Genomic DNA, 20,336 nt, shown 5'->3' with positions numbered 1-20,336 from the left:
CCTTCGGGGGCCGTTCGTGTTTCTAGGAGAAAATATATGTCAGAACAAAATAAATCCCCTGCATGGGGGTATCACAAAGATCATCCAAAGGGAAAAATCTTCGAAGATGGTAAGTTGCCACAAGGTTGGGTGGATACGCCAGCAAAGCTGAAAAATGCCGACAAAAGTAAGTAAGGTAGTTGAAAGAGCTCTGCGGCATCTGAAGGTAGTTGCTGCAGGGCAATCAGTTTCGGCAGCGGATATGGCAGATGGTGTTGAGGCATTGAATGATATGCTTGCCGCTATGTCTGAAACTTTGGATTTTGAGCACACTACTCTCAAAGCCACCGATGACTTTCCTCATCCAGATTCTTTGTTGCAAGGAACGGGATACCTTTTAGCGGTCCAATTAACAGATACTTTTAACCAGCCCCTAACACTTACTATTGCTAAGAAAGCTGACCAAGGTTCAGCATTGTTCGCATCAAAGTATTTCTCACTACCTAATACTTCGCATGATGCAACGTTAACAAGTATGATTGCTCATAGAAGGTATTTCTAATGTCAAACGCACTCTATACAGGAAAGACGGGCTTTAACGGCGCAAAGGTATTAACAAGCCTTAGACCTGTTGAGCCGAAAACACCAACAAACGCTTTGAGAGTTGGCGCAGTGCCAAGAGCCTCAAGTCAATCTTCATTTAAAGGGCGCAACGGTGAGGGGCGTGGGTCTGATCACACCCCTACTAATGGCAGTTTGGACGACTTAGGCGAGGTGGGGTATGAGAATGTCGGTACGGTGTTGGGGGCAATTACACCCATTCCGGGCGCCTCCTTTATTGGAAAGGCAGCAGGCGCGCGCATGGATACCTTAAATGAAACCTTTAAGAATGATTATAGTCATCTAGATAAGGACCTGCAGCCGACAAACTTCAATCCAGTAAGTGCTTTTTTTAACGAGATCACTTTTGGTTTGTTCGGTGATGGATATGGGCGACAGAATGAAAAGGCATCTCGGGAACTTGCCGGAAAGACAGCTTCTTCAGTTGGTGTTCAAGGTATTGGGGGGTATGGCTCGAAAGCTCTGAGGGATGCCAATCGCGAAGCAGCAAGCAGAAATGAAATTGCTGGTAGGGATGTTAATTCTGGTAATGGTCTTGGCGGTCAAAATGAAGGTAGTCAGTCAGGGTCAAAAGGTGGCGATAATACTGGTGGCTTTGGGCCAAGCTGGTAGAAGCATATGAGATTTCCGCCTTCCACAGATAGCTATCAAACTCGATCCAGAGCGATAGCTACGCAACGCCTTGTGAATATCTATCCCGAAATTCAGCCACCCAATGCTTACGCCAAGATGGCCTTTATTGGCACACCCGGATTAAAGTTATTTAAGACAGTTGGCGATGGACCTATTCGCGGACTGCATATGTGGGATGATGTTCTTTTTGCCGTTAGTGGCGAAGAGTTGTATTCAATCTCGGCTGATATGACCGTGATTAAGATTGGTGACATACCCGGAACGGGGACGGTTGATATTATTCAGAACCTTGCCGAGACAATGATTCGATCCGGCGAAAAAGGATATGTCATTGAAGGCGGTATTGTCACTGAAATTACAGATGAGGATTTTGTAAAGGCACGTTCTCTGGCTTATTTAGATGGATATGCCATTTACACCCGTGAACAAGGTCGATGGGCCATCTCTAAACTTCAAAAGTTTAAAGAGTATGACGGTTTGGATTATGCCACAGCTGAAAGTCATCCCGACGACCTGGTTGGTGTGATTGTAAGTAATCGTGAAGTTTGGCTGATGGGGGAAAAGACCATTGAGGTTTGGTGGAATACTGGTGACAGTAATTTCCCGTTTGAGCGCTTCCCTGATGGTGTGATCGAGAAGGGGTGCTTGGCAGGTCAATCAGTTGCCAAGGCTGATGGTAGCGTTTTCTGGCTAGGCTCTGACTTTATGGTGTATCAGGCGACAGGACGACAGCCCGTAAGAATTTCTACTCATGCCATTGAAGAAGTGTTTGAGTCTTATAAAAATCCTGAGCAGGCAGTTGCTTTTACTTATTCACAAAACGGACATCTCTTTTATGTGCTTACCTTTGCCGAGGCGACATGGTGCTATGATCTCGCAACACAATTATGGCACGAGCGTCTATCATATGGGTTGCCAAATTGGCGGGTATCAACAGTTGCAAGCGATGCTACAGGTGCTGTAAGGGCTTTCCGCGAAGTGGTTATGGGGGATGCCTATAACGGCAACATCTATATTCTAGATCAAGATGAATATACCGAAAATGGCACCGAAATACCCCGTATTATCACAAGCCCAATAATCCATGCAGAAAACGCCAATGTATCCCAATCGGAGCTAATACTGGAAATGGAAAGTGGCGTCGGTACGGGTAACGGACAGGGGGAAGACCCGCAAGCTATGTTGCGTTGGTCAGATAACAACGGAGCCACATGGTCTAATGAGGTTTGGGCTTCTATGGGTAAGCAAGGCGAGTATGGTTGGGTATGTAAATGGACCCGTCTAGGCATGTTCAAGAAGCGCGTCTATGAGGTAACGATAACTGACCCCGTTCGTGTTGTGATACTTGCCATGGATACCAAGGAGAGTGTCAGTGAGCGTTAACTTTCCACCACCACCACAAGAGATTAAAGCTCTAGGTCCTAATGTCACTAAATGGTTTTGGGCTGTGTTTCTGACGTTAGTGACCAAGCAAGGATTGGATCAAGCAATTGCCGAGTTGCAAGCCGCGACGACAAGCAAATCTGGATTGGTGAAAATGGCTGTTGCAAGTGCCGATGCTTTGCCGACTGAGGTTGCAGAGGGAGATAGCACTGATATCGAAAAGCTTGCCACAAGTATCAATGCTCTAACGGCTTCCGTGAATGAGCTTAAGCAACATATGAGAAATGCAGGATTATTGGAGAACCAGCCATGAGTGATTTTTGGGCAGCAGCAGCAGGTGGTTTGTTAAATTACCAAGCCGCAAAAAAGCAAGCTAGCGCTATTCAGAGCGGAACGAACGCAGCAATTGATGCGCAGAATAAAGCAGTGGAATTGGCACGCAAAGACAGCGAGCCATATAGAGAGGCCGGATATAACGCCTTAAACCATCTCTCAGCTTTGAGTGGTCTTGATTACAAAGGTGCTCCCGGTACACGCGAGGAACGTGCTGCCACTGCAATGGCAAATTTCTATGAAACCCCGGGCTTTGAGTATCGTATCGGAAAAAGTATTGATGCCTTAGATAAATCTGCGTCTTCTATTGGTCGCTTGAATAGTGGGGCTCAAACAAAAAGGATACTTGATTACGCAGGTAGTGAAGCTTCAGGCGAGTATAACAATCATACAAACTCCCTCCGCTCTATGGCTGGATTAGGCCATGTATCAATGCAAAATCAAAATGCATTATCTTTCGCAGGGGCTGGCAATATCGGAAATGCCGCTATCACAGCTGGTAACGCACGCGGCACATCATACGCCAATAGGGCGAATGCCTTAACGCAGGGCATCAATAATCTACATTACGCATACGGTGGATAGAATGAGCAATTTTCTTCAAGTTGATCTAGCTAAAAATGATCGAAACAGAATAAGCAACAGACGTAATGCTTTGATGAATGACCGTCTTGAAATGGATAATAAAGAAACGGCACGAAATACGGAAGTCAGGAATGCTCTGAGCCCGTTATACAATCAACTTAGAACCGACCCTCAAGGCGCTATTGATGCGGCATATAAGGTAGACGGGCAAGCTGGTCATAGCATGAATGAATTGCACAACCAGAAGAAAAGAGCGGATTGGAAAGATAAGTGGAACAAGCATAAAGATACCGCAGCGCCTGTCTCCCGCATCACAAAAAGTATGATGGCTTTTATGGATAATCCAGATCATACAGAAGAGCAGAAGGCGGAAGCATATGCAGGGTTTAAACAGCTTGTCGCTCAATCTGGTATTCCGATGGGGGAACTGCCAGAGAGTTACAATCCTCAACTCTTCGAAACCATGAATAATATGGCCAACTCCATGATGGACCCTGAGAAGTACGGGAAAGCTACAAAGATGGTTGATCCTGATACGGGCGAAGTTGTTTATGTGCAACTTAACGAATATGGAGAGCCGCGTGAGTTAGAGGGTTATGTACCGCCTATGGATCAGCCTAAGCCGCAGACGACATTAGCAAAAGCGGGCCAAGATTTAAAAAATGGCCTTATTACTCAGGCGGGATATGATCAGGTCGCCGCAGGTGTTAGTAAGGGGCGCGGTGTTACGGTTAATAACGTCACGCATGATGTAGGAGAAGAACAAAAGCAGTGGAGCAAGTCTCTGGTAAGTAACTACGAAGGGATTAGAGATACAGCGACATCTTCACAAACAAGTCTCTACAGTCTTCAGGGCGCGGAAAAAGTGCTCGATAGTTTGAAGCCGGGTGAAACCTTGCCTATGGGCCTCAAGCAAGCTGTTGGTAATATTGCTCAATGGGTTGGACTTGATCCGGATAGCGTGGTTCAGAACTTTACTGAAAGCCAACAATTCTCTGGCCTGATGGGTAACATGGTTCTGGAAAAACTTGCACAGCAAAAAGGACCCCAAACCGACAAAGACGCTGAACGCATCATGGAAACAGTAGCAACTTTGGGGAATACACCAGAAGCACAGAAATACCTTATTAAAGTCGCTAAACAGTTAGCTCAAAGAGATATAGGGAAGTTTCAGTTTTATCGCCAGTTTAGGAGACAGAATGGTACATTGGAGGGGGCCGAGGATGATTGGTTCGATGAAATGATTTCAATGCCACCTCTTGATCTTGAACCGGAAGTAATGGCTGTCGCTAATCCAAGTGTAAACAAAGATGGTATTCCCTATCATACGCAGCAAGCACAAGCTCCAACAGCAGACGAACCAATAGCAGTTATGCCAGATGGTACAGAAATTGTTGTTAGAAATGGGGAGTGGGTGCCGAAGGAAACTGCAGATATGCCACAGTTAAGGCCTCAAAGTGGCGTGGGTGGAAGGCCGCAGGGTGGGCGGAGTTTTTCTAAAGAGGATTTCAGAAACAATAAGACCTATTAGGTTGCGTCATTTCTACAATGTCTTAAGTAACCTTCATTGGTTTCAATGATAAATTTGAAGGTATCAATGTTTTGCTTGGTGAACGGTGGAAGGAAGGTAGCCATCTTTCCTCCCCATTCTTCCTGATATTCAGGATGGATATGAACGCATATCGCCTCCTTCTGAACCCAAATAGGCTCTTCTTCTGCCATGGCAGGAGTCACAAAGAAAAGGAGTAATAGTAAATAGCGCATACCTTAAGGTAGTGAGGAATGTAGGGTAGGTCAATGGATGGCACTATAGACCAAACCGGAATCATTACATCGGGTGTTTTTATGCTACATAGTTTCTGTATCTTGCGCAATTTTGAAAAAGGAATAATCTTTTTTTCAGATAAGGCTTATCTGAAAGATTTGGGGTTAACGTAGCTATAAAGAAGTGTATTTTTATTTCGTTGAATAAGCGCTTATTCAACGGAGAAGGTTTAGCCTAAAGGTTATATAACGCTTATATAACCTTTATAAGCTGGAACTGCTGAATTGATCAGATAGTATCAGTGTGTTGTTTGAAAATAGAATTATTCGTTGGAAGCAGTGGATTAATGGATGGAGCTATAGAGCGAGTGGTCAGCTCAAAATTGAGCTATCTTAAAATGGGATGTAATAAATCTCCATAACACCGCCACTTTCTAGGTGAAGATGCCATTTGTCAGAGTCTTTTTTTCCTACTAGAACATCGGCGTTTGAAAAAGTAACAGTCAGACCTTTGGAGGTTACTTCATATCCGACAACTTGTGGTAAATTGTCGAGAATATTGGCGATTATCCAACCAAAGGATTTACCTTCATCTTTTGCTATGCGGCATCTCATGGATATGTCCTCGTTACTCTCTTGAGTATTCAAACCCAGCTCGATTAGCTGTCTGAAAGCTTCACCTTCTGAAGCTATATTATTCTTTTCTTGATAAATATTTATTCGAGACAAGAGATCGCTCGACAAATTTACAACCTTGCGATGGGTATCTTTACCTAAAGCCATGAAACACCTATTGACATACTTAAGTATGCATACTATAGTTACAACACTTAATCATATATTAAAGGAGTAGATATGAAAGTGTTAACAGAACGTAAAGTATTATCGCTAACGCCAGAAACTGTCCAGCGAATTGATGATTTGCGATATGTACTGAAATTGCCGACTGAATCCGAAACATTCCGTCGAGTAATAGAAAAAGGCTTACATGCCTTGGAGGCACAAGCCTCAAATAAATAAACCCCCGGAACTGGTACTTCCGAGGGTTTGTGTAGAAATTTCTAAGTCATAGAAAGGATTTCTGATATGGAATCTAGTAATAATTTACCAAAAAGTCAACCTGAGCCACGTGTTTATGAGAAAAATGGCGTTGTAAAAGCTAATTCTCGTGATGTGGCGGCTTACTTTAAAAAAGAACATCGTAATGTTCTGCAATCCATAGATAAGCTAGACTGTAGTGAGGAATTTAGGCTGCTGAATTTTCAGCAGGCCCCTTATGTAGATGAACAAAATGGCCAGACATACCGTATGTATGAAATGACCAAAGACGGTTTCATTTTCTTAGTTATGGGCTTTACAGGAAAAGAAGCTGCTAAGTTTAAGGAAGCTTACATCGCTCAATTCAATCAGATAGAAAATAAGCTTCGAACCGGCGGTTATGAAATTCCTGATAATTTAGCTGACGCCCTAAGATTGGCAGCAGATCAAACAGAGAAAGTTATTGAGTTAGAAGCAAAAGTAGCCGAAGACCGTGACAAGGTTTACTTTTACGAAAGTTTTGCAAATGCTGAAGGTTTGTACGGTTTGCAGCAGGGTGGTCGTGCATTAAATTGCAAGCCAAATAAGTTCATTCAGTGGCTAAAGCAAGAAATTCTTTTTTATCAAGGTGGTAACTTGGTAGCCCGCATATACTATATTCAAAAAGGTTACTTCGAGGTAAAGAGTGACATTATTGATGGAAAGGCACGACCTCGGGTTTTTATTACGCCAAAAGGGTTAGAATGGCTCGCGAAGCGAGTGCCGGATCACGTAAAGCTTGATTCTGCTGCGTAACCCATGACTCCACATGAGCATGCCTTTGCTGAAAAGGTAAAGCTTCTAACACCGAGTGAAAAGCAGAAGGTGTCAGAGTTTGTGGAACAACTAAAGCCGAGAGAGCAAATGCTGTTTCTAGAATGTATTGATAAGATACGTAATAGGATGGAAGGCAGAAAGGTAACGATAAAGCCCAAAGCCCGTAAACGTATTCACGGTATATTTAAAATACTCGAGATAGAAACGGCTTAGGTATGTTCACCAAATCCAGAGAAGCCGAGTATCAAGCTTGGCTTCGCAGGGACCCGTCCGAGCATGGGCCGAGAACTGTGGAGATATTCGATATGGTGAACGCTGAGTTTGTTAGGGGAAATAAGGATAGTTTGAAAAACTTAATGAGAGAGTTGCAAATAGAAGGGGCTTAATTGCCCCTTTCTTTGTTGCAGAAAATATATAGAATTAAAGGCGTTATGTTAGAATATGTATTAATGCCATTCTTAATTCTCATTTTATTTATACCCTTCTTTGCGGGGGCATTTTTCTTACTGCTAACCTTGAATAAATTTGCTTGGGCTTGGCATCGCGTTTGCTTGCGAACGAACTTTATTTATAGGGGGTTTTACGAAGATAAAAGCCCTGAGCAAATAGAGAAGTGGATTCTGTTTCAGCGAGTTGTATGTTTGTTGTGCGCTTGTTTTGCATTCTACATAGGTTTGCGATAGGTCCGATTAAGTTATTACTAAACGGTTCAAAGTAATGTGGCTAAGGTCAATGTGAGACCGATATATATACTAAGTGTTGCAGACTATGATGCTGCTATGAATTAACAAGGAGGCTTCGGCCTCCTTTTTTGTTGGAGAGATAGATGGATAATTTACCGCCACTTCCAAATGGGGCGAAGATTAAAGGTAATGGCGATTTACCTGCTTTGCCTGATGGAGCTGTTATGCGTGATAATGCACGTCTAGGCTCTGCATTCATCAAAGGAACTACAAAAACAGCAGAGGATGATGGTGGCATTGAGTTCCCTGATATGCCTGAGCTTGGCGACACTGATTTAGGTATTGCTTCTGATGCAGGATTAACAAATCTATTTCCGGATCCGCGCGTTGAACTTACTACCGACCCAATGGAGAAAGCCAAGATTTATTCTGATGGCTGGTGGAATTTTGGCGATCCTGAACTATCAGTAGATAAGTACGACAATCCTATTTTGACATGGACGGATGAAAACGGAAATTCAACAAGTGCCTATGTCAATAAGCCGGGGTTTTCTGGTCGTGATGTTGGGGATATCGTTTCTCAGGCAGGACAATTCCTCATCCCAGCAACCAAGCTGCCCAAGCTATTCAAGGGTGCAAATGCGCTTACAAGAATGATGGTTGCTGGCGGCGGTGATGCTGCGGTATCTGCTGGACAACAAGCCATACTGACAGGGACGGGCATTAAAGAAGAAATGGACCTTGGGAAGGTTGGTGAGGATGGGCTTATTGGTGCAACGACTGAGGCGCTGTTACCTCCGATGATTAAGGCAGGAAAGAAAGCCTTTAATGTGGCTCGTGAGAGTTTGCCGGGCAGTGAGGTTGCAAAATCCACAGCCCTAGAAGGTGGCGAAACTGTTGTTGAAAGTATGGCGGATGACCCTATTGACCAAATCCCGTTAACTCGCGGTCAGGCCATGCCGGAAGGTCAGGGACGTATTGCCCAATTGCAGAAAGAAGAAGCTTTGCGTCAAGGCCACCGTGGAGAGGGGGCGCAAAATGTCATGGAAGAGTTCAGCCAAAGACAGGACGCTGCCATTGATGATGCGGCTCAAGGTATTCGTGATCAGATAGGTGCGGGAAGCCCTGCGGATGGAAGCCGAGGTATAGGTGAGCAATTACAGAAGAATTTTATAGAAGCTGAACAGTCTGTAAAGGCCCAAGTTGGTAAAGCATATGACGCCGTTGACGATCAGGCCGTTGAAGTTTCTTTAAGAGATACGGACGAGCTTCATAAGCGTCTTAACAGTGTTGTCGAAGATATGGCGATTGACCTTGATGAAGCTAATGTTTTGCAAGGTGTGCTGAAAAGAGCTGCAAAGTTTAAATCAAGTTCAGTTCAGGGTGTTGTGGGTGGTGGAAATAAGGCCTCGGTTGTTGGTGGCTTGGATACTGTCCAAACTAAAAATTTACGAGAGCTTGAGTTCTTCCGTCGTAGTATCAATAGCTCCATGGGTGGCAATACCACGCAAACAGAAAAAGCGGCCTTATCTCGGATGAAATCCGTTCTGGATGATTGGGTAGATGAAGCTGTTGAGAAAGGGCTTTTTTCAGGTGATCTTGAAGCAATTAAACAGTTGAAGTTTGCTCGTGAATTACGGGCGGAATATGGGCGGCTATTTCAACGAATTGGCAATGACAAGACAGGCCGTTTAGCTGTCCAAATCCTGAATGAAAACAACGCGACACCAGAGCAAGTTGTGAATATGTTATTAGGGACGGGAACGCTTACAAGTCGCGCTGAACAGGTAGGTATGGTGAAAAGGTTCAAATCTGTATTTGGTGAAGATTCAGATCAAATCAAGCTGATGAAAGATGCCTTTCTACTCAAAGCCTTTAATCCGCGTCACACAGAAACCAATGCTGCAGCTATTCGAAGGAATGCTTTTAACCTATTCAAAGATAGTAAAGAAGGCTCTTCACTTTTTCAGGAATTATTTTCCAAGCAAGAGCGTCAACATATCCACCGCTTTGCTATGACTGTTAATAAGACAATTCCACCAAAGACAGCATTGAATAATTCTAACTCAGCAAACTTTATGATCCGGTTTTTGCGTGAAAGTGGTTTGTTAACAAGTTCTGTCCTTAGATTTGCTCCTTTAGTTGGTGACGGTCTTGATCGCGCCGCCGGACATTATCGAATGAAGCAAGGGGAATATGCGGCTCGTGAAGCCATCTCCCCAGAAAAAGTTATAGAGCGCCTTAAAAATATCCCACTACTGGATGCTTCAACAATGGGCGCTTATCAATCCTCACAAGAACAGGAGTAAACTATGCCATTACGGTTTGATGCGCCTTATTTTAGGGCGCTAGACGCTACGGGTGCGCCCATTGCTGGTGCTAAATTATATTTCTACAAAACAGGGACCAGCACACCAAAAAACACCTTCACAGAGAAAGACTTAAAAATTGCCAACACTCATCCGGTTATCGCTGATGCCAATGGGCTTTTCGGCTCTATCTGGCTAGAGAGTGGTGACTATAAAGTTATTCTTAAGACTGCTGAAGACTTAGATGTATGGTCAACTGATCCTTACAGTAATGAAAGCTCAGACCTACTAACAGATATCGATACTGAAAACATTAAAGATGGGGCTATTACTCAAGCGAAGTTAGACCCCAATATCAGCTTTGGCAGTGAATCATATTTAACCGAAGAATCTAAGTTGCTTGTAAGTGGTGGAAGTTTACAGGGCAACCACACTGTTTTGAAGGATTTGGTTGAGGATATCACTGTTGATGATATCGACAATACTTTAGGCATTGGAACAAACAACAAATACAACAACGGTGATGTTTTAAGGGTGAAAGCGACAACCTTGCCAACAGGTATAACAGCCAAAGATTATTATGTAATCAATGCCACCACTTCCACAATTCAGATTTCAGAAACCTTTAATGGTGATCCTGTTGTTATTCAAGCAATAGGCGCCGAGGTAGATGTCTACAAACCTCAGCATGTAGGGGTCTTTAACACTTTGAAAGTCGAAAATGTTTTAACCGTTCCTGAGGGATCAAGTGTGAGTGTGGTCGGATGACAGCAAAAGTAATAACAGACACAATCGAAAAACCCGATGGCTCACCTGTCGATTTGACGAAGCAGAGTGCGGCTAAGGCTTGGGCTAATTTCGATATTACAGGGACTGCCGTTGTTAATGGGAGTTTGAATATTTCCTCGTTCGTGGATAGCGGAACAGGGCTAGGTGTTCTCAACCTTACAAACTCTTTCGACTCTGCAAGCTATGGGGTTTCTGGTTATGCGGGTGCTGCGGCGGGAGAGTCTAATGTAGCCACCTTTCTTTCGCGTAGCAGTTCTCAATCCGCGCATACCGCAAGTTCTTTTCCGGTAGCAGTATGGAACCATGGAGGGTCGCAGACTGATGTCGGGTTGATCGGAATCTCTATCTATGGGGGACTAGCATGAGTGAAATCAAAGTAGATAAAATCTCCAAGCGAGACGGGTCAAAGGGTGTCGGTGCGGATTATGTGATTGATGGTTCTGCCAAGGCTTGGGCTAATCTCAATGGCACAGGCACTATCGCTCTACTTAATAGCCTGAATATTTCCAGCTTGGTCGATAATGGCACAGGTGATTACACGACTAATTTCACAAATGCTTTTGCTGCCGATGAGTACATTTTTAATTACACAGGTTTATCGAATAGTAACGGTGCCATCGCTTCGGGGACTAACCTATCTAAGCTAACTACAAGTTTAAGATTTACTCGCAGAGAAAGTGACACAAATGTCATTTCTGATACTCCCACCGACCAGCTTCTATTTCTTGGAGATTTAGCGCAATGAGTGATTTAATAACAACGAACGTAAATGGTCGTGCGATTGAGCCAGAACGTGTAAAGGCTTGGGCTAATCTTAACGGTACAGGTACGATTGCTCTGCGAGGCAGCCTTAATATCTCAAGCGTCGTGGATAATGGAACGGGTACATACAGTTACAACCTTACATCGCCAATGGCTGCGGCTAATTTTACTACTATTGCAAACGGGCACCGTTCTGATATCGGATCGGATTCAACCGATGCAAATGTATCCTCCACAAAAACCAGTACAGTCAGTAGCTATAGAACTGTGTCGGTGGCTCTATCTGGGGTTTTACGAGATTTTGAGCAGCTTAATTCAATTGTGATGGGAGACTTAGCATGACAAGTCTCTTTGAACGCTTGTTATGGGCTAAGTCTCACCTTGAACCCTATCAGTCACAATATGCGGTGGTGTTTGAGCATGACATGGATGAACCAGTAGCAGTTATGCATCCAGATCCAAATTGGATGGCTTGTGCTATTGCCGGAGATATTCTCCCTCCCGTTGAGGTATATCAGCAGTTAGAGATCGTGGATGGGAAAGTGACCAATGGTCACATATTACATGAGGAAGTTATCCCGGCAATGACGGAAGAACAGGCTGTTGAGTATCTGATCCAAAAAGATATCCCGCCGCATGTCTGGATGGATAACACAGGCAATCGCCCAAAATTCAAAATCTGTAAACGGGATCAAATTCCCACTAATCGAAATTATAGAAATGCATGGAGTTTAGCAGCATGACAAAATCCTACATTCAAGTATCAGGTCAATTACTGGATGCAAGTATTCCAAAGCCAAACACTAAAGTTTTCCGCGAAGCATGGCAGCTTGAAGGCGACGTAATCACCGTTGATATGGTGAAGGCTCGCGACATTAAGCGAGATCAAATTCGTGCTGATCGAGAAGCGCTATTCAAAGCAAACGACATCGCAAAAGACGATGCTTTGCTTGAGGATGATGCGCCTAAAAAGGCCGCTGCCATTGCGATGCGTGACAAGCTTCGTGACCTCCCTGCCGATCCACGTATTGAAGCCGCTGAAACACCAGAGGCATTAGAAATCCTTACTGCGGATTACTTGATCAATAACTGATTGGCTTTCACCAACTACGGGGGGTGAGGCGAGAGAGATGGAATTTATTATGGAGAATGCACCAGTGGAATTGGGGTGGTGGATCACGGTTGTTGAGATACCTGTAATCGTAGGGCTTTTCTGGATGTTGTGGAATCAAAAAGTCAGCTTGGATGAAAGCCATAAGGCATTAACAGATTTCAAGCTGGAAGTCGCAAAAGACTATGTGAGCATTTCTTACCTTAAAGATGTAGAGAACCGCATCACGGGTCATTTATTGCGGATTGAAGACAAGTTAAATGAAGGAGATCGGCAATGAAAACTATACGGCTGATAGATGTTGAAACCCTAGCCCGTACTATTTGGGCAGAGGCACGGGGTGAGGGACCGGATGGTATGATGGCTGTAGCGTGTGTTATTCTCAATCGTTGGCGTGACCCTAAGTGGTGGTCACGTGATGAGAATGACGACATTGTAGATGATACCGTTGAGGCTGTTTGTCGTGATCCGTGGCAATTTTCTTGTTGGAATAAGAACGATCCAAATCTTCCAAAGCTTCTAGCAATCGATTTAAGCGATCAGCATTTTAAAGCTGCCTTTGATATTGCTTATCGTTGTTGCTTTGAAGATATAATTGATCTGGTAGAAGGCTCCAAACATTACCACACAAAATCTATTTCGCCTGATTGGGCAAAGGGTAAGTTCCCCGTTGCTCATATTGGACATCATCTTTTTTACAATGATATAGAGTAGGAGATTGTTATGATCCCATTACTTTCAGCATTAACACCTTTAATTGGTAGTGTTCTGGATCGGGTGTTGCCTGATCAAGTGGAGAGAGACAAGGTTAAGGTTGAACTTGAAACCGCACTTTTATCTCATGCCGCAGAAATTGAGAAAGCCGCAGCTTCTGTTGTGATCGCTGAGGCAAAAGGTGAAAGTTGGTTACAACGAAACTGGCGACCTATGTTGATGGTGTTGTTTGGATATATCGTTGCTCACAACTATGTAATTGCTCCTGTTTTTGGTGTCGCTTCTGCGGTTATGCCAGACCACCTTTGGGAATTGCTAAAGATCGGTGTCGGTGGTTATATTGTCAGCCGTGGGGCTGAGAAAGGTATCAGCCTGTGGAAAAAATAGGGGAAGGATTGGCTAGTGAAGAGACGCACCTATTCCGTCAAGAGATGGTCGCCAAAGAGTGTCACTGATACAGCAGATGAGACTACTAAAAAACAAAACAATTCTGCGGAAATATTCAGGGTTTGCGGTTATATTGTGTTAGGAGCAGGAGCGGTTCTAATTGCTATTTTGACCAATGTGCCTGCTGTGGGTAAAGAGCACAATTTACTCATAGTTTACAACAAATGGCTAGAGGGCTCACTATTACTGATTTATTCGGCTCCTATAGCAGCTTTTATAACATCTTCAATATGCCTTTATGATTCCTATCCTAGAGTGCAAGAGTTCATGAATTATATTAGATACATTATATTTTCTGTGTTTCTAGGATTTGCATTCTTGACTATGGATTGGGTATTTTCTCATGTACCTACCAATTTACTGTTTCAAAAACAAATCACAGCTCTAGAACAGGAGCTAAGCGAGTCTCAAGACTAATTTCCCATTTTAGAATTATGTAATTTAGTCTATTGTGAGTTTCTATTTTGGTGGTGGGCTTGTTGAGAGTATAAAGAAAAATGGGAGCCGTTAAGCTCCCATAAATTGTTTATAAATATGTTTGAGCTTCATCCATACGTTCTTTTGTGCAAAAACCTGCAGCATATTTTTTGAAGTAATTAGCATAAAATTCTACACCGTTATATTCATGAGTAAAACGATCTATTTCGGGAAATTCTTTTTCCAACTTGCTTAAATACGAATCTTTATCAAACTCTAGCCCACAAGCTTTAGCTAATGCGCCTCGTGACCAAGCAAGTTGAACATCTTGTGACCAGCCAATTCTATCTTCTTTTCTTGAAAAATCACTATCATAAGCCGCCATGAGTGTTTCTTGCGAAATATCATAATCAGACATAGAGCCTGTGGTTTTCTGACAAGCCGCTAATCCAGCAATTAGAAAAATGGATAAAAGGTATTTCATGATTTCCCCTAAAAAAATAATTTGAAGTGATGGTTTATTGCATGGAATCGCTTTAAAAAAAACTAAAATAGAGAGAAGGCAATCAAAAAAGAAAATTTCCGAAAAATTGTAAAAATAAAATCTTACAACTGCTTACTTTCCCATCACAGGAATATGTACTTGTATCCTAAATGTTCTCGTTAGGTTATAACGTTTCTCCAAAGAGGAGCGCGTAATGACAAGCACTTTAGTGAATACATATCCTATAGATTTTGAAGATCACTTGTTTAATTCTTGGCTAGCAGAACAGGCGGATAAGCTAAACTGCAAAGCTATAAGATGTGTAAGTGATGTATGGACAGCTCAAGGCGCTTCCAGGGTATCTGTGAGATATGAAACAGATGATACTCAAGACTATCTTCAGCTTCTGATCATATTGTATTCAGGACTACAAAAAAGATCCGATCCTCATTTCTGGCCATATATCACTTCGTATTGCTATATGGCGCATGAGAAGAGGGTGAGTACGTTTAACTCATTGTCCGATATTCTTGTCGATATTCGGGCATTGGAGGAAGAGATATCTAGTTTTCGTTCTGCAGCAGAGTAGCGGGGATTAGCCAGCTTCCAATTGAGATAATTTCTCTATTATCGAAGCATTGTAGTTTGCTCCATCCTTCCCGTAGTGCACTTCCTTATGACAGTTAGGGCACAAAGCAGCGACCCAACGTGGATCGTCTGGACCACCATCGGAGAGACGCCTTGTGTGATGTGGCTCAAGATAAGGAACACCCTTCTTATTGGTGAATGGGGCATCTTCTCCACATCCTTCACATTTACCTTGAGCTCGAGCCAGCACATAGGCTTTAACTGCGCCACTGCGAAGATAAATCTTCTTTCGCCCTTCTACAGATTTATAGGCACCAGGTTGAGCATCATTACTGATTGCAAGATCTCTCAACTCATTAAGATCTTTTGTTGTGATGAGTGATTGAGATATCTCTTCTACTGCACTTTCATCTGTATCTACTAAGTCATTCACTGGGATTAAGTGAAAGAAGAGGCCTTTTCGCATATTTTTGTTTTTGTCAGGTATCGTGTCTTCGTGCCATCCAGTGCAGGCAAATTGACCAACATATCTAACAGGCTTACTTTTCCCGAGAGTTTCGAAGACGTGAATATCTTTACCTAGTTGCGCATGATCACGAATAGCAAGATTACCACGTTGGAATTTCATGTCACCTGTTTGACCTTCCCCGCAGTAGATAAATTGGCCATCATCATCCCAGTGGTCATCGTACCCAAACTCAGAGCCAGATTTACCTGTAAAGATGAAGATGAAAGGATGGGCCGCACAGTTTGCTATGCCGCCTTGTCGTGATCCTCCAAACTCGTTGTGGATCTCTTTTCTTCTATATTGTTTTCCTGGGATGAAATTCATTTGGCCAATCTTCTTTGTTTGTTGTTTTTATGAAACTAAATCAATTTTATGGTGTGTCCAACAAGTAATGTATGGATTTGAATTAAAATCTATACGCTAAGATTATCTTGTGTTTTAGAAGACGGCATTTATGCTTTATGTATTCCAAACTTAGAACGATGGGGAAGGCTCTTTGGAAGCGTTTTATTTTTTGATTTTAGTCGTTGTTGGTATCCCATTCGCGTTTATTTACGCGATACTGCATAAGAATCCATTTACCGAGTTTTCGAAAATGGCAGGTTCATCTGATGATGAGGATGAACATCATGACCCAAAGAATTCGTCGTAAGCGAATATCTTTAAAATTAAGCTCTGAAACGTTTAAATAAAGATATTAAAAGAGACATTGATAACCATATAACCGCTGCCCATGCGAAGGTTGCAGCAAGTGACCATCCCCAAGAGATCTCATCATTGATGGTTACTTGGGTAGGATTAATGTGAAATAAAATTGCTACACCAATAAGAAACATAACGGATTGCGCAGTAAAATTTACCAAATTACGTTTTGATTTGTGAGTCAGTTTTCTATTTATAGAGGCAATACTCTGCAGTTTTTATTTACTTTCATTCCTCATGCCCTTGCTAGTTGCCGATTAGGTTATCAGTGAGCTTTATCTATCATTTTTGTAGACACCACTTAGCTAACTCATTGATATCATTAACCGTGAACAAAGGTGGTAACCTGTCTACAGAGCGTTGATTATAAAGAAAAAGACAGGGATTGAAAATCCGCGTGTCGGCAGTTCAAATCTGCCTCCGAGCACCATTTATTCTCTTGATATTTTCTCATAAAATGTTTCCTAGATAATTACTTCAGCATAAAGATACATTATCTATTAGCGATGCAATGATAGGAAATTTTTTGATACCGTTTGTATCGTTTCAGCTTGATTGTGCCATTTTAATGAAACCTTTGATATAATCTACATCCATATCATTTTCACGGATGCCGAGATGGATTTTTTTATGAATGCCTGTTTCGCCTAATCTAATAGGCACTATATCAATTTTCTGGGAATATTGTTCAACTAGCCAATATGGGAATGCTCCGACCCCACGTTGAGCCGCAATCATTTCCATAATGATATCGGTAGCTTCAAGTGTTTTGTGTTGTTTCGGACGGCAATTTGCAGGCAATAGAAACGAATTAAAAATGTCTAATCGATCCGCTTCTACAGGGTAGGTGATTAGGATTTGATCAATCAAATCTTGAGCTTCAATGTACTCATTCTTGGCAAGTCGATGTTTAGCTGAAACTACTAAAACTTGCTCATAATCAAATACGGGTGTGAAAGTAACACCTGCTTGAAAAAGAGGATCAGGTGTAATGAGAACATCTATGTCGTAGCCAAATAAAGCAGCCATACCGCCGAATTGAAAGGCTTGTTTCACATCTACATCAACGTCAGGCCAATCAGAAAGGTATGGAGAAACAACTGTTAATAACCAACGATAACAAGGATGGCATTCCATCCCAATCCTTAAGGTACCACGTTGACCATCTGCAAATTGCCGCATTAAATTTTCTGCATGCTCAAACTGAGGCAATATACGATTTGCCATATTTAAGAGATATTGACCTACAGGCGTTAGCATTAATTGCCGACCTTCTTTTGTCCAAACTGGCGTGCCGATTTGCAACTCTAGTTTCTTAATAGTATGGCTTAAAGCCGATTGAGTTAAACATAGTTTGTCTGCGGTTTCTGTTAGCGTGCCGCATCGGTCTAATTCGCGTAGAATGTTTAAATGTGTTCGTTCAAGCATATTATGCTCACTTATGAATAAAAATAATGTATTTATTAATTATTATCATTTTTATTCATTAACAACATCTATTACTCATTTTTCTCAGGATTTGTATTCAGACAAAAGAGTTCTGTCTAACTATTAACTTTGGGATATTTGTAGTAGGTCGCTATGAACAAGGATTTTACCTTTACAATTAAAAAGATTGTCTTCGATGAGAATTATCAACCATCTGAAAACACTCGTATTACAACTAACTTTGCTAACTTAGCGAGAGGTGAAAGTCGTCAAGATAACTTACGCAACGCCTTACGCATGATTGATAATCGTTTCAATGCCATGGCCCATTGGGATAATCCGAATGGAGATCGGTATTCTGTAGCGCTTGAAATTATATCCGTCGACATGGATGTTGAGGGCAGTGGTAATGCCTTTCCCACAATTGAGGTTTTAAAAACGGATATTCTTGATCATAAAACAAATGAGCGAATTGAAGGTATTGTTGGCAATAACTTTTCCTCTTATGTACGTGATTATGACTTTAGTATTCTTTTGTTAGACCATAACAAAGAGAAACCAAAATTTAGCGTCCCTGATGATTTTGGGGAACTTCATGGAAATCTCTTCAAATATTTCGTCAATTCAAATGCTTATAGAGAGGCATTTAAAAAAACGCCTGTGATATGCCTGAGTGTTTCTGACAATAAAACCTATCACCGAACGGAAAATTATCATCCTGTAATAGGTTTTGAATATTTACCTAATGAGTCATCTCTAACAGAGCATTATTTCAAAAAAATGGGGATGCAGGTTCGCTATTTCATGCCGCCCAATAGTGTTGCTCCATTTGCATTCTATTTCTTTGGAGATTTATTGAATGATTACAGTAATTTGGAACTCATTAGTACAATCAGTACTATGGAAACATTTCAGAAGATATATCGCCCTGAGATATATAATGCGAATGCAGTTGCCGGAAAATGCTACCAACCAAGTTTAAAGAATCGGGATCACTCGTTAACCCAGATTGTCTATGATCGGGGAGAGCGCAGCCAGTTGGCAAAAGAGCAAGGAAAGTTTGCTGAAGAACATTTTATTAAGCCGTATCAGACTGTTTTAGAACAATGGTCTGCAAGTTACACTCTATAAACAAATATAAGAAAAGTCATTGTTATGAAAACGTTATTACCTACATCTACTGCTGGTAGTTTGCCGAAGCCATCTTGGCTTGCGGAACCAGAGACACTGTGGTCTCCGTGGAAACTTGATGATCAAGAACTGGCAGATGGAAAAAGAGATGCTTTGCGTGTCTCGCTTCAAGAACAACATCTCGCAGGTATTGATATCGTGAGTGATGGAGAACAAACTCGTCAGCATTTTGTGACTACCTTTATCGAACATCTAAATGGTGTTGATTTTGAAAACCGCCAAACAGTGAGAATTCGTGATCGTTATGATGCGAGTGTACCAACTGTTACGGGTCCAGTAAGTCGTTCAAAACCTGTATTTGTCCAAGATGCGAAGTTTTTAAGGCAGCAGACAGATAAGCCTATAAAATGGGCGCTACCTGGACCTATGACCATGATCGATACTCTTTATGATGATCATTATAAAAGTCGTGAAAAGCTTGCGTGGGAATTTGCATCTATCCTCAATCAGGAAGCAAAAGAATTAGAGGCTGCGGGCGTGGATATCATTCAGTTTGATGAACCAGCTTTCAATGTGTTTTTTGAGGATGTGAATAACTGGGGTATCGCCACATTAGAACGTGCCATTGAGGGTTTGAAGTGTGAGACTGTCGTTCATATTTGTTATGGATATGGTATCAAGGCAAACACAGATTGGAAAAAGACATTAGGGTCAGAGTGGCGACAATATGAAGAAGTTTTTCCAAAACTTCAAAAGTCTAACATCGATATGATTTCACTAGAATGTCATAACTCACGTGTCCCAATTGAACTTCTTGAGCTTATTCGAGGTAAGAAAGTTTTGGTTGGGGCTATTGATGTCGCTACAAACGCTATTGAAAAACCGGAAGAGGTAGCGAATACATTACGAGAAGCCTTGAAATATGTTGACGCAGATAAGTTATATCCTTGTACAAATTGTGGCATGGCTCCTTTGTCTCGTGAGATTGCAAGAGGAAAGCTTCATGCGTTAAGTGCAGGCGCAGAAATCGTTCGAAAAGAGTTGGGCGGGAATATGTAATGTGGATCTCAGTTTATCCAGATATTCGAAGAGACACCAAATTAGTATTTGA

The 20,336-nt window shown here is 42.2% G+C and carries 27 protein-coding genes; 22 read left to right on the top strand and 5 right to left on the bottom strand.

The annotated features are described in order from the left end of the window. Positions 1-36: 36 nt before the first annotated feature. The 7 genes from E1160_RS10415 to E1160_RS10385 are packed head-to-tail and all read left to right on the top strand — an operon-like array spanning position 37 to position 5,065. On the top strand, positions 37-174 hold the full coding sequence (locus tag E1160_RS10415; RefSeq protein ID WP_155155096.1) for a hypothetical protein: 138 nt from the start codon (positions 37-39) through the stop codon (positions 172-174). Then, on the top strand, positions 155-541 hold the full coding sequence (locus E1160_RS10410; RefSeq protein ID WP_155155095.1) for a hypothetical protein: 387 nt from the start codon (positions 155-157) through the stop codon (positions 539-541). The genes E1160_RS10415 and E1160_RS10410 overlap by 20 nt, the downstream gene beginning before the upstream one ends. Next, positions 541-1,212 carry a hypothetical protein gene (locus tag E1160_RS10405; protein ID WP_155155094.1) on the top strand — a complete coding sequence of 224 codons (672 nt, stop codon included), beginning with the start codon at positions 541-543 and terminating at the stop codon, positions 1,210-1,212. Before E1160_RS10410 ends, E1160_RS10405 begins: the two co-directional genes overlap by 1 nt. 6 nt (positions 1,213-1,218) lie before the next feature. After that, positions 1,219-2,616, top strand: coding sequence for a hypothetical protein (locus tag E1160_RS10400; protein ID WP_155155093.1), 1,398 nt, complete (start codon positions 1,219-1,221; stop codon positions 2,614-2,616). After that, positions 2,606-2,929, top strand: coding sequence for a hypothetical protein (locus E1160_RS10395; protein WP_155155092.1), 324 nt, complete (start codon positions 2,606-2,608; stop codon positions 2,927-2,929). Before E1160_RS10400 ends, E1160_RS10395 begins: the two co-directional genes overlap by 11 nt. After that, complete coding sequence (locus E1160_RS10390) at positions 2,926-3,534, top strand: hypothetical protein (protein WP_155155091.1); 609 nt, start codon at positions 2,926-2,928, stop codon at positions 3,532-3,534. The genes E1160_RS10395 and E1160_RS10390 overlap by 4 nt, the downstream gene beginning before the upstream one ends. 1 nt (position 3,535) lies before the next feature. Then, positions 3,536-5,065: a hypothetical protein gene (locus E1160_RS10385; protein WP_155155090.1), complete on the top strand. Its 1,530-nt coding sequence runs from the start codon at positions 3,536-3,538 to the stop codon at positions 5,063-5,065. Here E1160_RS10385 and E1160_RS10380 read toward each other — a convergent pair. Beyond that, positions 5,062-5,256 carry a hypothetical protein gene (locus tag E1160_RS10380; protein WP_155155089.1) on the bottom strand — a complete coding sequence of 65 codons (195 nt, stop codon included), beginning with the start codon at positions 5,254-5,256 and terminating at the stop codon, positions 5,062-5,064. The two genes, E1160_RS10385 and E1160_RS10380, sit on opposite strands and share 4 nt — an antisense overlap. A gap of 435 nt (positions 5,257-5,691) precedes the next feature. Then, positions 5,692-6,081, bottom strand: coding sequence for a hypothetical protein (locus E1160_RS10375; protein WP_155155088.1), 390 nt, complete (start codon positions 6,079-6,081; stop codon positions 5,692-5,694). 72 nt (positions 6,082-6,153) lie between these two features. Here E1160_RS10375 and E1160_RS10370 point away from each other — a divergent pair, with 72 nt between their 5' ends. From E1160_RS10370 to E1160_RS10315, 12 genes are all read left to right on the top strand, one after another. Continuing rightward, a complete protein-coding gene (locus E1160_RS10370; RefSeq protein ID WP_155155087.1) occupies positions 6,154-6,318 on the top strand; it encodes a hypothetical protein in 165 nt (54 codons plus the stop codon). A 66-nt stretch (positions 6,319-6,384) separates the two neighbouring features. Next, positions 6,385-7,131 (top strand): phage regulatory protein/antirepressor Ant, encoded by a 747-nt coding sequence (locus tag E1160_RS10365; protein WP_155155086.1) that lies wholly within the window; start codon positions 6,385-6,387, stop codon positions 7,129-7,131. Positions 7,132-7,978: 847 nt separating this feature from the next. Then, a complete protein-coding gene (locus tag E1160_RS10360; RefSeq protein ID WP_155155085.1) occupies positions 7,979-10,144 on the top strand; it encodes a hypothetical protein in 2,166 nt (721 codons plus the stop codon). Between the two features lie 3 nt (positions 10,145-10,147). Continuing rightward, a complete protein-coding gene (locus E1160_RS10355; RefSeq protein WP_155155084.1) occupies positions 10,148-10,912 on the top strand; it encodes a hypothetical protein in 765 nt (254 codons plus the stop codon). Between the two features lie 382 nt (positions 10,913-11,294). Beyond that, positions 11,295-11,678, top strand: coding sequence for a hypothetical protein (locus E1160_RS10350; RefSeq protein ID WP_155155083.1), 384 nt, complete (start codon positions 11,295-11,297; stop codon positions 11,676-11,678). Next, a complete protein-coding gene (locus tag E1160_RS10345; RefSeq protein WP_155155082.1) occupies positions 11,675-12,037 on the top strand; it encodes a hypothetical protein in 363 nt (120 codons plus the stop codon). The genes E1160_RS10350 and E1160_RS10345 overlap by 4 nt, the downstream gene beginning before the upstream one ends. Continuing rightward, entirely contained in the window at positions 12,034-12,438 is a 405-nt protein-coding gene (locus E1160_RS10340) for a hypothetical protein (protein WP_155155081.1), read from the top strand. Before E1160_RS10345 ends, E1160_RS10340 begins: the two co-directional genes overlap by 4 nt. Continuing rightward, positions 12,435-12,788, top strand: a complete 354-nt coding sequence (locus tag E1160_RS10335) for a hypothetical protein (protein ID WP_155155080.1) — start codon at positions 12,435-12,437, stop codon at positions 12,786-12,788. The genes E1160_RS10340 and E1160_RS10335 overlap by 4 nt, the downstream gene beginning before the upstream one ends. 37 nt (positions 12,789-12,825) lie before the next feature. After that, on the top strand, positions 12,826-13,086 hold the full coding sequence (locus E1160_RS10330; protein ID WP_155155079.1) for a hypothetical protein: 261 nt from the start codon (positions 12,826-12,828) through the stop codon (positions 13,084-13,086). Beyond that, positions 13,083-13,520: a cell wall hydrolase gene (locus E1160_RS10325; protein WP_155155078.1), complete on the top strand. Its 438-nt coding sequence runs from the start codon at positions 13,083-13,085 to the stop codon at positions 13,518-13,520. The genes E1160_RS10330 and E1160_RS10325 overlap by 4 nt, the downstream gene beginning before the upstream one ends. 9 nt (positions 13,521-13,529) lie before the next feature. Further along, entirely contained in the window at positions 13,530-13,907 is a 378-nt protein-coding gene (locus tag E1160_RS10320; RefSeq protein ID WP_155155077.1) for a 3TM-type holin, read from the top strand. 15 nt (positions 13,908-13,922) lie between these two features. Then, positions 13,923-14,384, top strand: a complete 462-nt coding sequence (locus tag E1160_RS10315; protein ID WP_155155076.1) for a hypothetical protein — start codon at positions 13,923-13,925, stop codon at positions 14,382-14,384. A 109-nt stretch (positions 14,385-14,493) separates the two neighbouring features. Here the strand turns inward: E1160_RS10315 and E1160_RS10310 are convergent, their stop codons facing one another. Next, positions 14,494-14,868 (bottom strand): hypothetical protein, encoded by a 375-nt coding sequence (locus E1160_RS10310; RefSeq protein WP_155155075.1) that lies wholly within the window; start codon positions 14,866-14,868, stop codon positions 14,494-14,496. 214 nt (positions 14,869-15,082) lie between these two features. On the opposite strand from E1160_RS10310, the gene E1160_RS10305 reads away from it, so the two are divergent. Beyond that, the gene (locus E1160_RS10305; RefSeq protein ID WP_155155074.1) at positions 15,083-15,457 is read left to right on the top strand and encodes a hypothetical protein; all 375 of its coding nucleotides are present in this window, start codon (positions 15,083-15,085) and stop codon (positions 15,455-15,457) included. 6 nt (positions 15,458-15,463) lie between these two features. Here the strand turns inward: E1160_RS10305 and E1160_RS10300 are convergent, their stop codons facing one another. After that, entirely contained in the window at positions 15,464-16,288 is an 825-nt protein-coding gene (locus tag E1160_RS10300) for an HNH endonuclease (protein ID WP_155155073.1), read from the bottom strand. A gap of 924 nt (positions 16,289-17,212) precedes the next feature. Further along, entirely contained in the window at positions 17,213-18,094 is an 882-nt protein-coding gene (locus E1160_RS10295) for a LysR family transcriptional regulator (protein WP_155155072.1), read from the bottom strand. Between the two features lie 153 nt (positions 18,095-18,247). On the opposite strand from E1160_RS10295, the gene E1160_RS10290 reads away from it, so the two are divergent. Both E1160_RS10290 and E1160_RS10285 read left to right on the top strand, forming a co-directional pair. Further along, positions 18,248-19,225, top strand: coding sequence for a DUF1852 domain-containing protein (locus tag E1160_RS10290; RefSeq protein ID WP_155155071.1), 978 nt, complete (start codon positions 18,248-18,250; stop codon positions 19,223-19,225). Positions 19,226-19,249: 24 nt separating this feature from the next. After that, positions 19,250-20,284, top strand: coding sequence for a methionine synthase (locus tag E1160_RS10285; protein WP_155155070.1), 1,035 nt, complete (start codon positions 19,250-19,252; stop codon positions 20,282-20,284). Positions 20,285-20,336: the final 52 nt, after the last annotated feature.

Origin of the sequence: Curvivirga aplysinae (assembly GCF_009711445.1) — a bacterium.
Lineage (GTDB): Bacteria > Pseudomonadota > Alphaproteobacteria > UBA8366 > Aestuariispiraceae > Curvivirga > Curvivirga aplysinae.
This window is presented reverse-complemented; position numbering and strand designations above follow the sequence as displayed.

Coding starts and splice junctions, on each gene's coding strand:
- E1160_RS10415 (WP_155155096.1), top strand. CDS start 37: ATGTCAGAACAAAATAAATCCCCTGCATGGGGGTATCACAAAGATCAT.
- E1160_RS10410 (WP_155155095.1), top strand. CDS start 155: ATGCCGACAAAAGTAAGTAAGGTAGTTGAAAGAGCTCTGCGGCATCTG.
- E1160_RS10405 (WP_155155094.1), top strand. CDS start 541: ATGTCAAACGCACTCTATACAGGAAAGACGGGCTTTAACGGCGCAAAG.
- E1160_RS10400 (WP_155155093.1), top strand. CDS start 1,219: ATGAGATTTCCGCCTTCCACAGATAGCTATCAAACTCGATCCAGAGCG.
- E1160_RS10390 (WP_155155091.1), top strand. CDS start 2,926: ATGAGTGATTTTTGGGCAGCAGCAGCAGGTGGTTTGTTAAATTACCAA.
- E1160_RS10385 (WP_155155090.1), top strand. CDS start 3,536: ATGAGCAATTTTCTTCAAGTTGATCTAGCTAAAAATGATCGAAACAGA.
- E1160_RS10380 (WP_155155089.1), bottom strand. CDS start 5,256: ATGGCAGAAGAAGAGCCTATTTGGGTTCAGAAGGAGGCGATATGCGTT.
- E1160_RS10375 (WP_155155088.1), bottom strand. CDS start 6,081: ATGGCTTTAGGTAAAGATACCCATCGCAAGGTTGTAAATTTGTCGAGC.
- E1160_RS10370 (WP_155155087.1), top strand. CDS start 6,154: ATGAAAGTGTTAACAGAACGTAAAGTATTATCGCTAACGCCAGAAACT.
- E1160_RS10365 (WP_155155086.1), top strand. CDS start 6,385: ATGGAATCTAGTAATAATTTACCAAAAAGTCAACCTGAGCCACGTGTT.
- E1160_RS10360 (WP_155155085.1), top strand. CDS start 7,979: ATGGATAATTTACCGCCACTTCCAAATGGGGCGAAGATTAAAGGTAAT.
- E1160_RS10355 (WP_155155084.1), top strand. CDS start 10,148: ATGCCATTACGGTTTGATGCGCCTTATTTTAGGGCGCTAGACGCTACG.
- E1160_RS10350 (WP_155155083.1), top strand. CDS start 11,295: ATGAGTGAAATCAAAGTAGATAAAATCTCCAAGCGAGACGGGTCAAAG.
- E1160_RS10345 (WP_155155082.1), top strand. CDS start 11,675: ATGAGTGATTTAATAACAACGAACGTAAATGGTCGTGCGATTGAGCCA.
- E1160_RS10340 (WP_155155081.1), top strand. CDS start 12,034: ATGACAAGTCTCTTTGAACGCTTGTTATGGGCTAAGTCTCACCTTGAA.
- E1160_RS10335 (WP_155155080.1), top strand. CDS start 12,435: ATGACAAAATCCTACATTCAAGTATCAGGTCAATTACTGGATGCAAGT.
- E1160_RS10330 (WP_155155079.1), top strand. CDS start 12,826: ATGGAATTTATTATGGAGAATGCACCAGTGGAATTGGGGTGGTGGATC.
- E1160_RS10325 (WP_155155078.1), top strand. CDS start 13,083: ATGAAAACTATACGGCTGATAGATGTTGAAACCCTAGCCCGTACTATT.
- E1160_RS10320 (WP_155155077.1), top strand. CDS start 13,530: ATGATCCCATTACTTTCAGCATTAACACCTTTAATTGGTAGTGTTCTG.
- E1160_RS10310 (WP_155155075.1), bottom strand. CDS start 14,868: ATGAAATACCTTTTATCCATTTTTCTAATTGCTGGATTAGCGGCTTGT.
- E1160_RS10305 (WP_155155074.1), top strand. CDS start 15,083: ATGACAAGCACTTTAGTGAATACATATCCTATAGATTTTGAAGATCAC.
- E1160_RS10300 (WP_155155073.1), bottom strand. CDS start 16,288: ATGAATTTCATCCCAGGAAAACAATATAGAAGAAAAGAGATCCACAAC.
- E1160_RS10295 (WP_155155072.1), bottom strand. CDS start 18,094: ATGCTTGAACGAACACATTTAAACATTCTACGCGAATTAGACCGATGC.
- E1160_RS10290 (WP_155155071.1), top strand. CDS start 18,248: ATGAACAAGGATTTTACCTTTACAATTAAAAAGATTGTCTTCGATGAG.
- E1160_RS10285 (WP_155155070.1), top strand. CDS start 19,250: ATGAAAACGTTATTACCTACATCTACTGCTGGTAGTTTGCCGAAGCCA.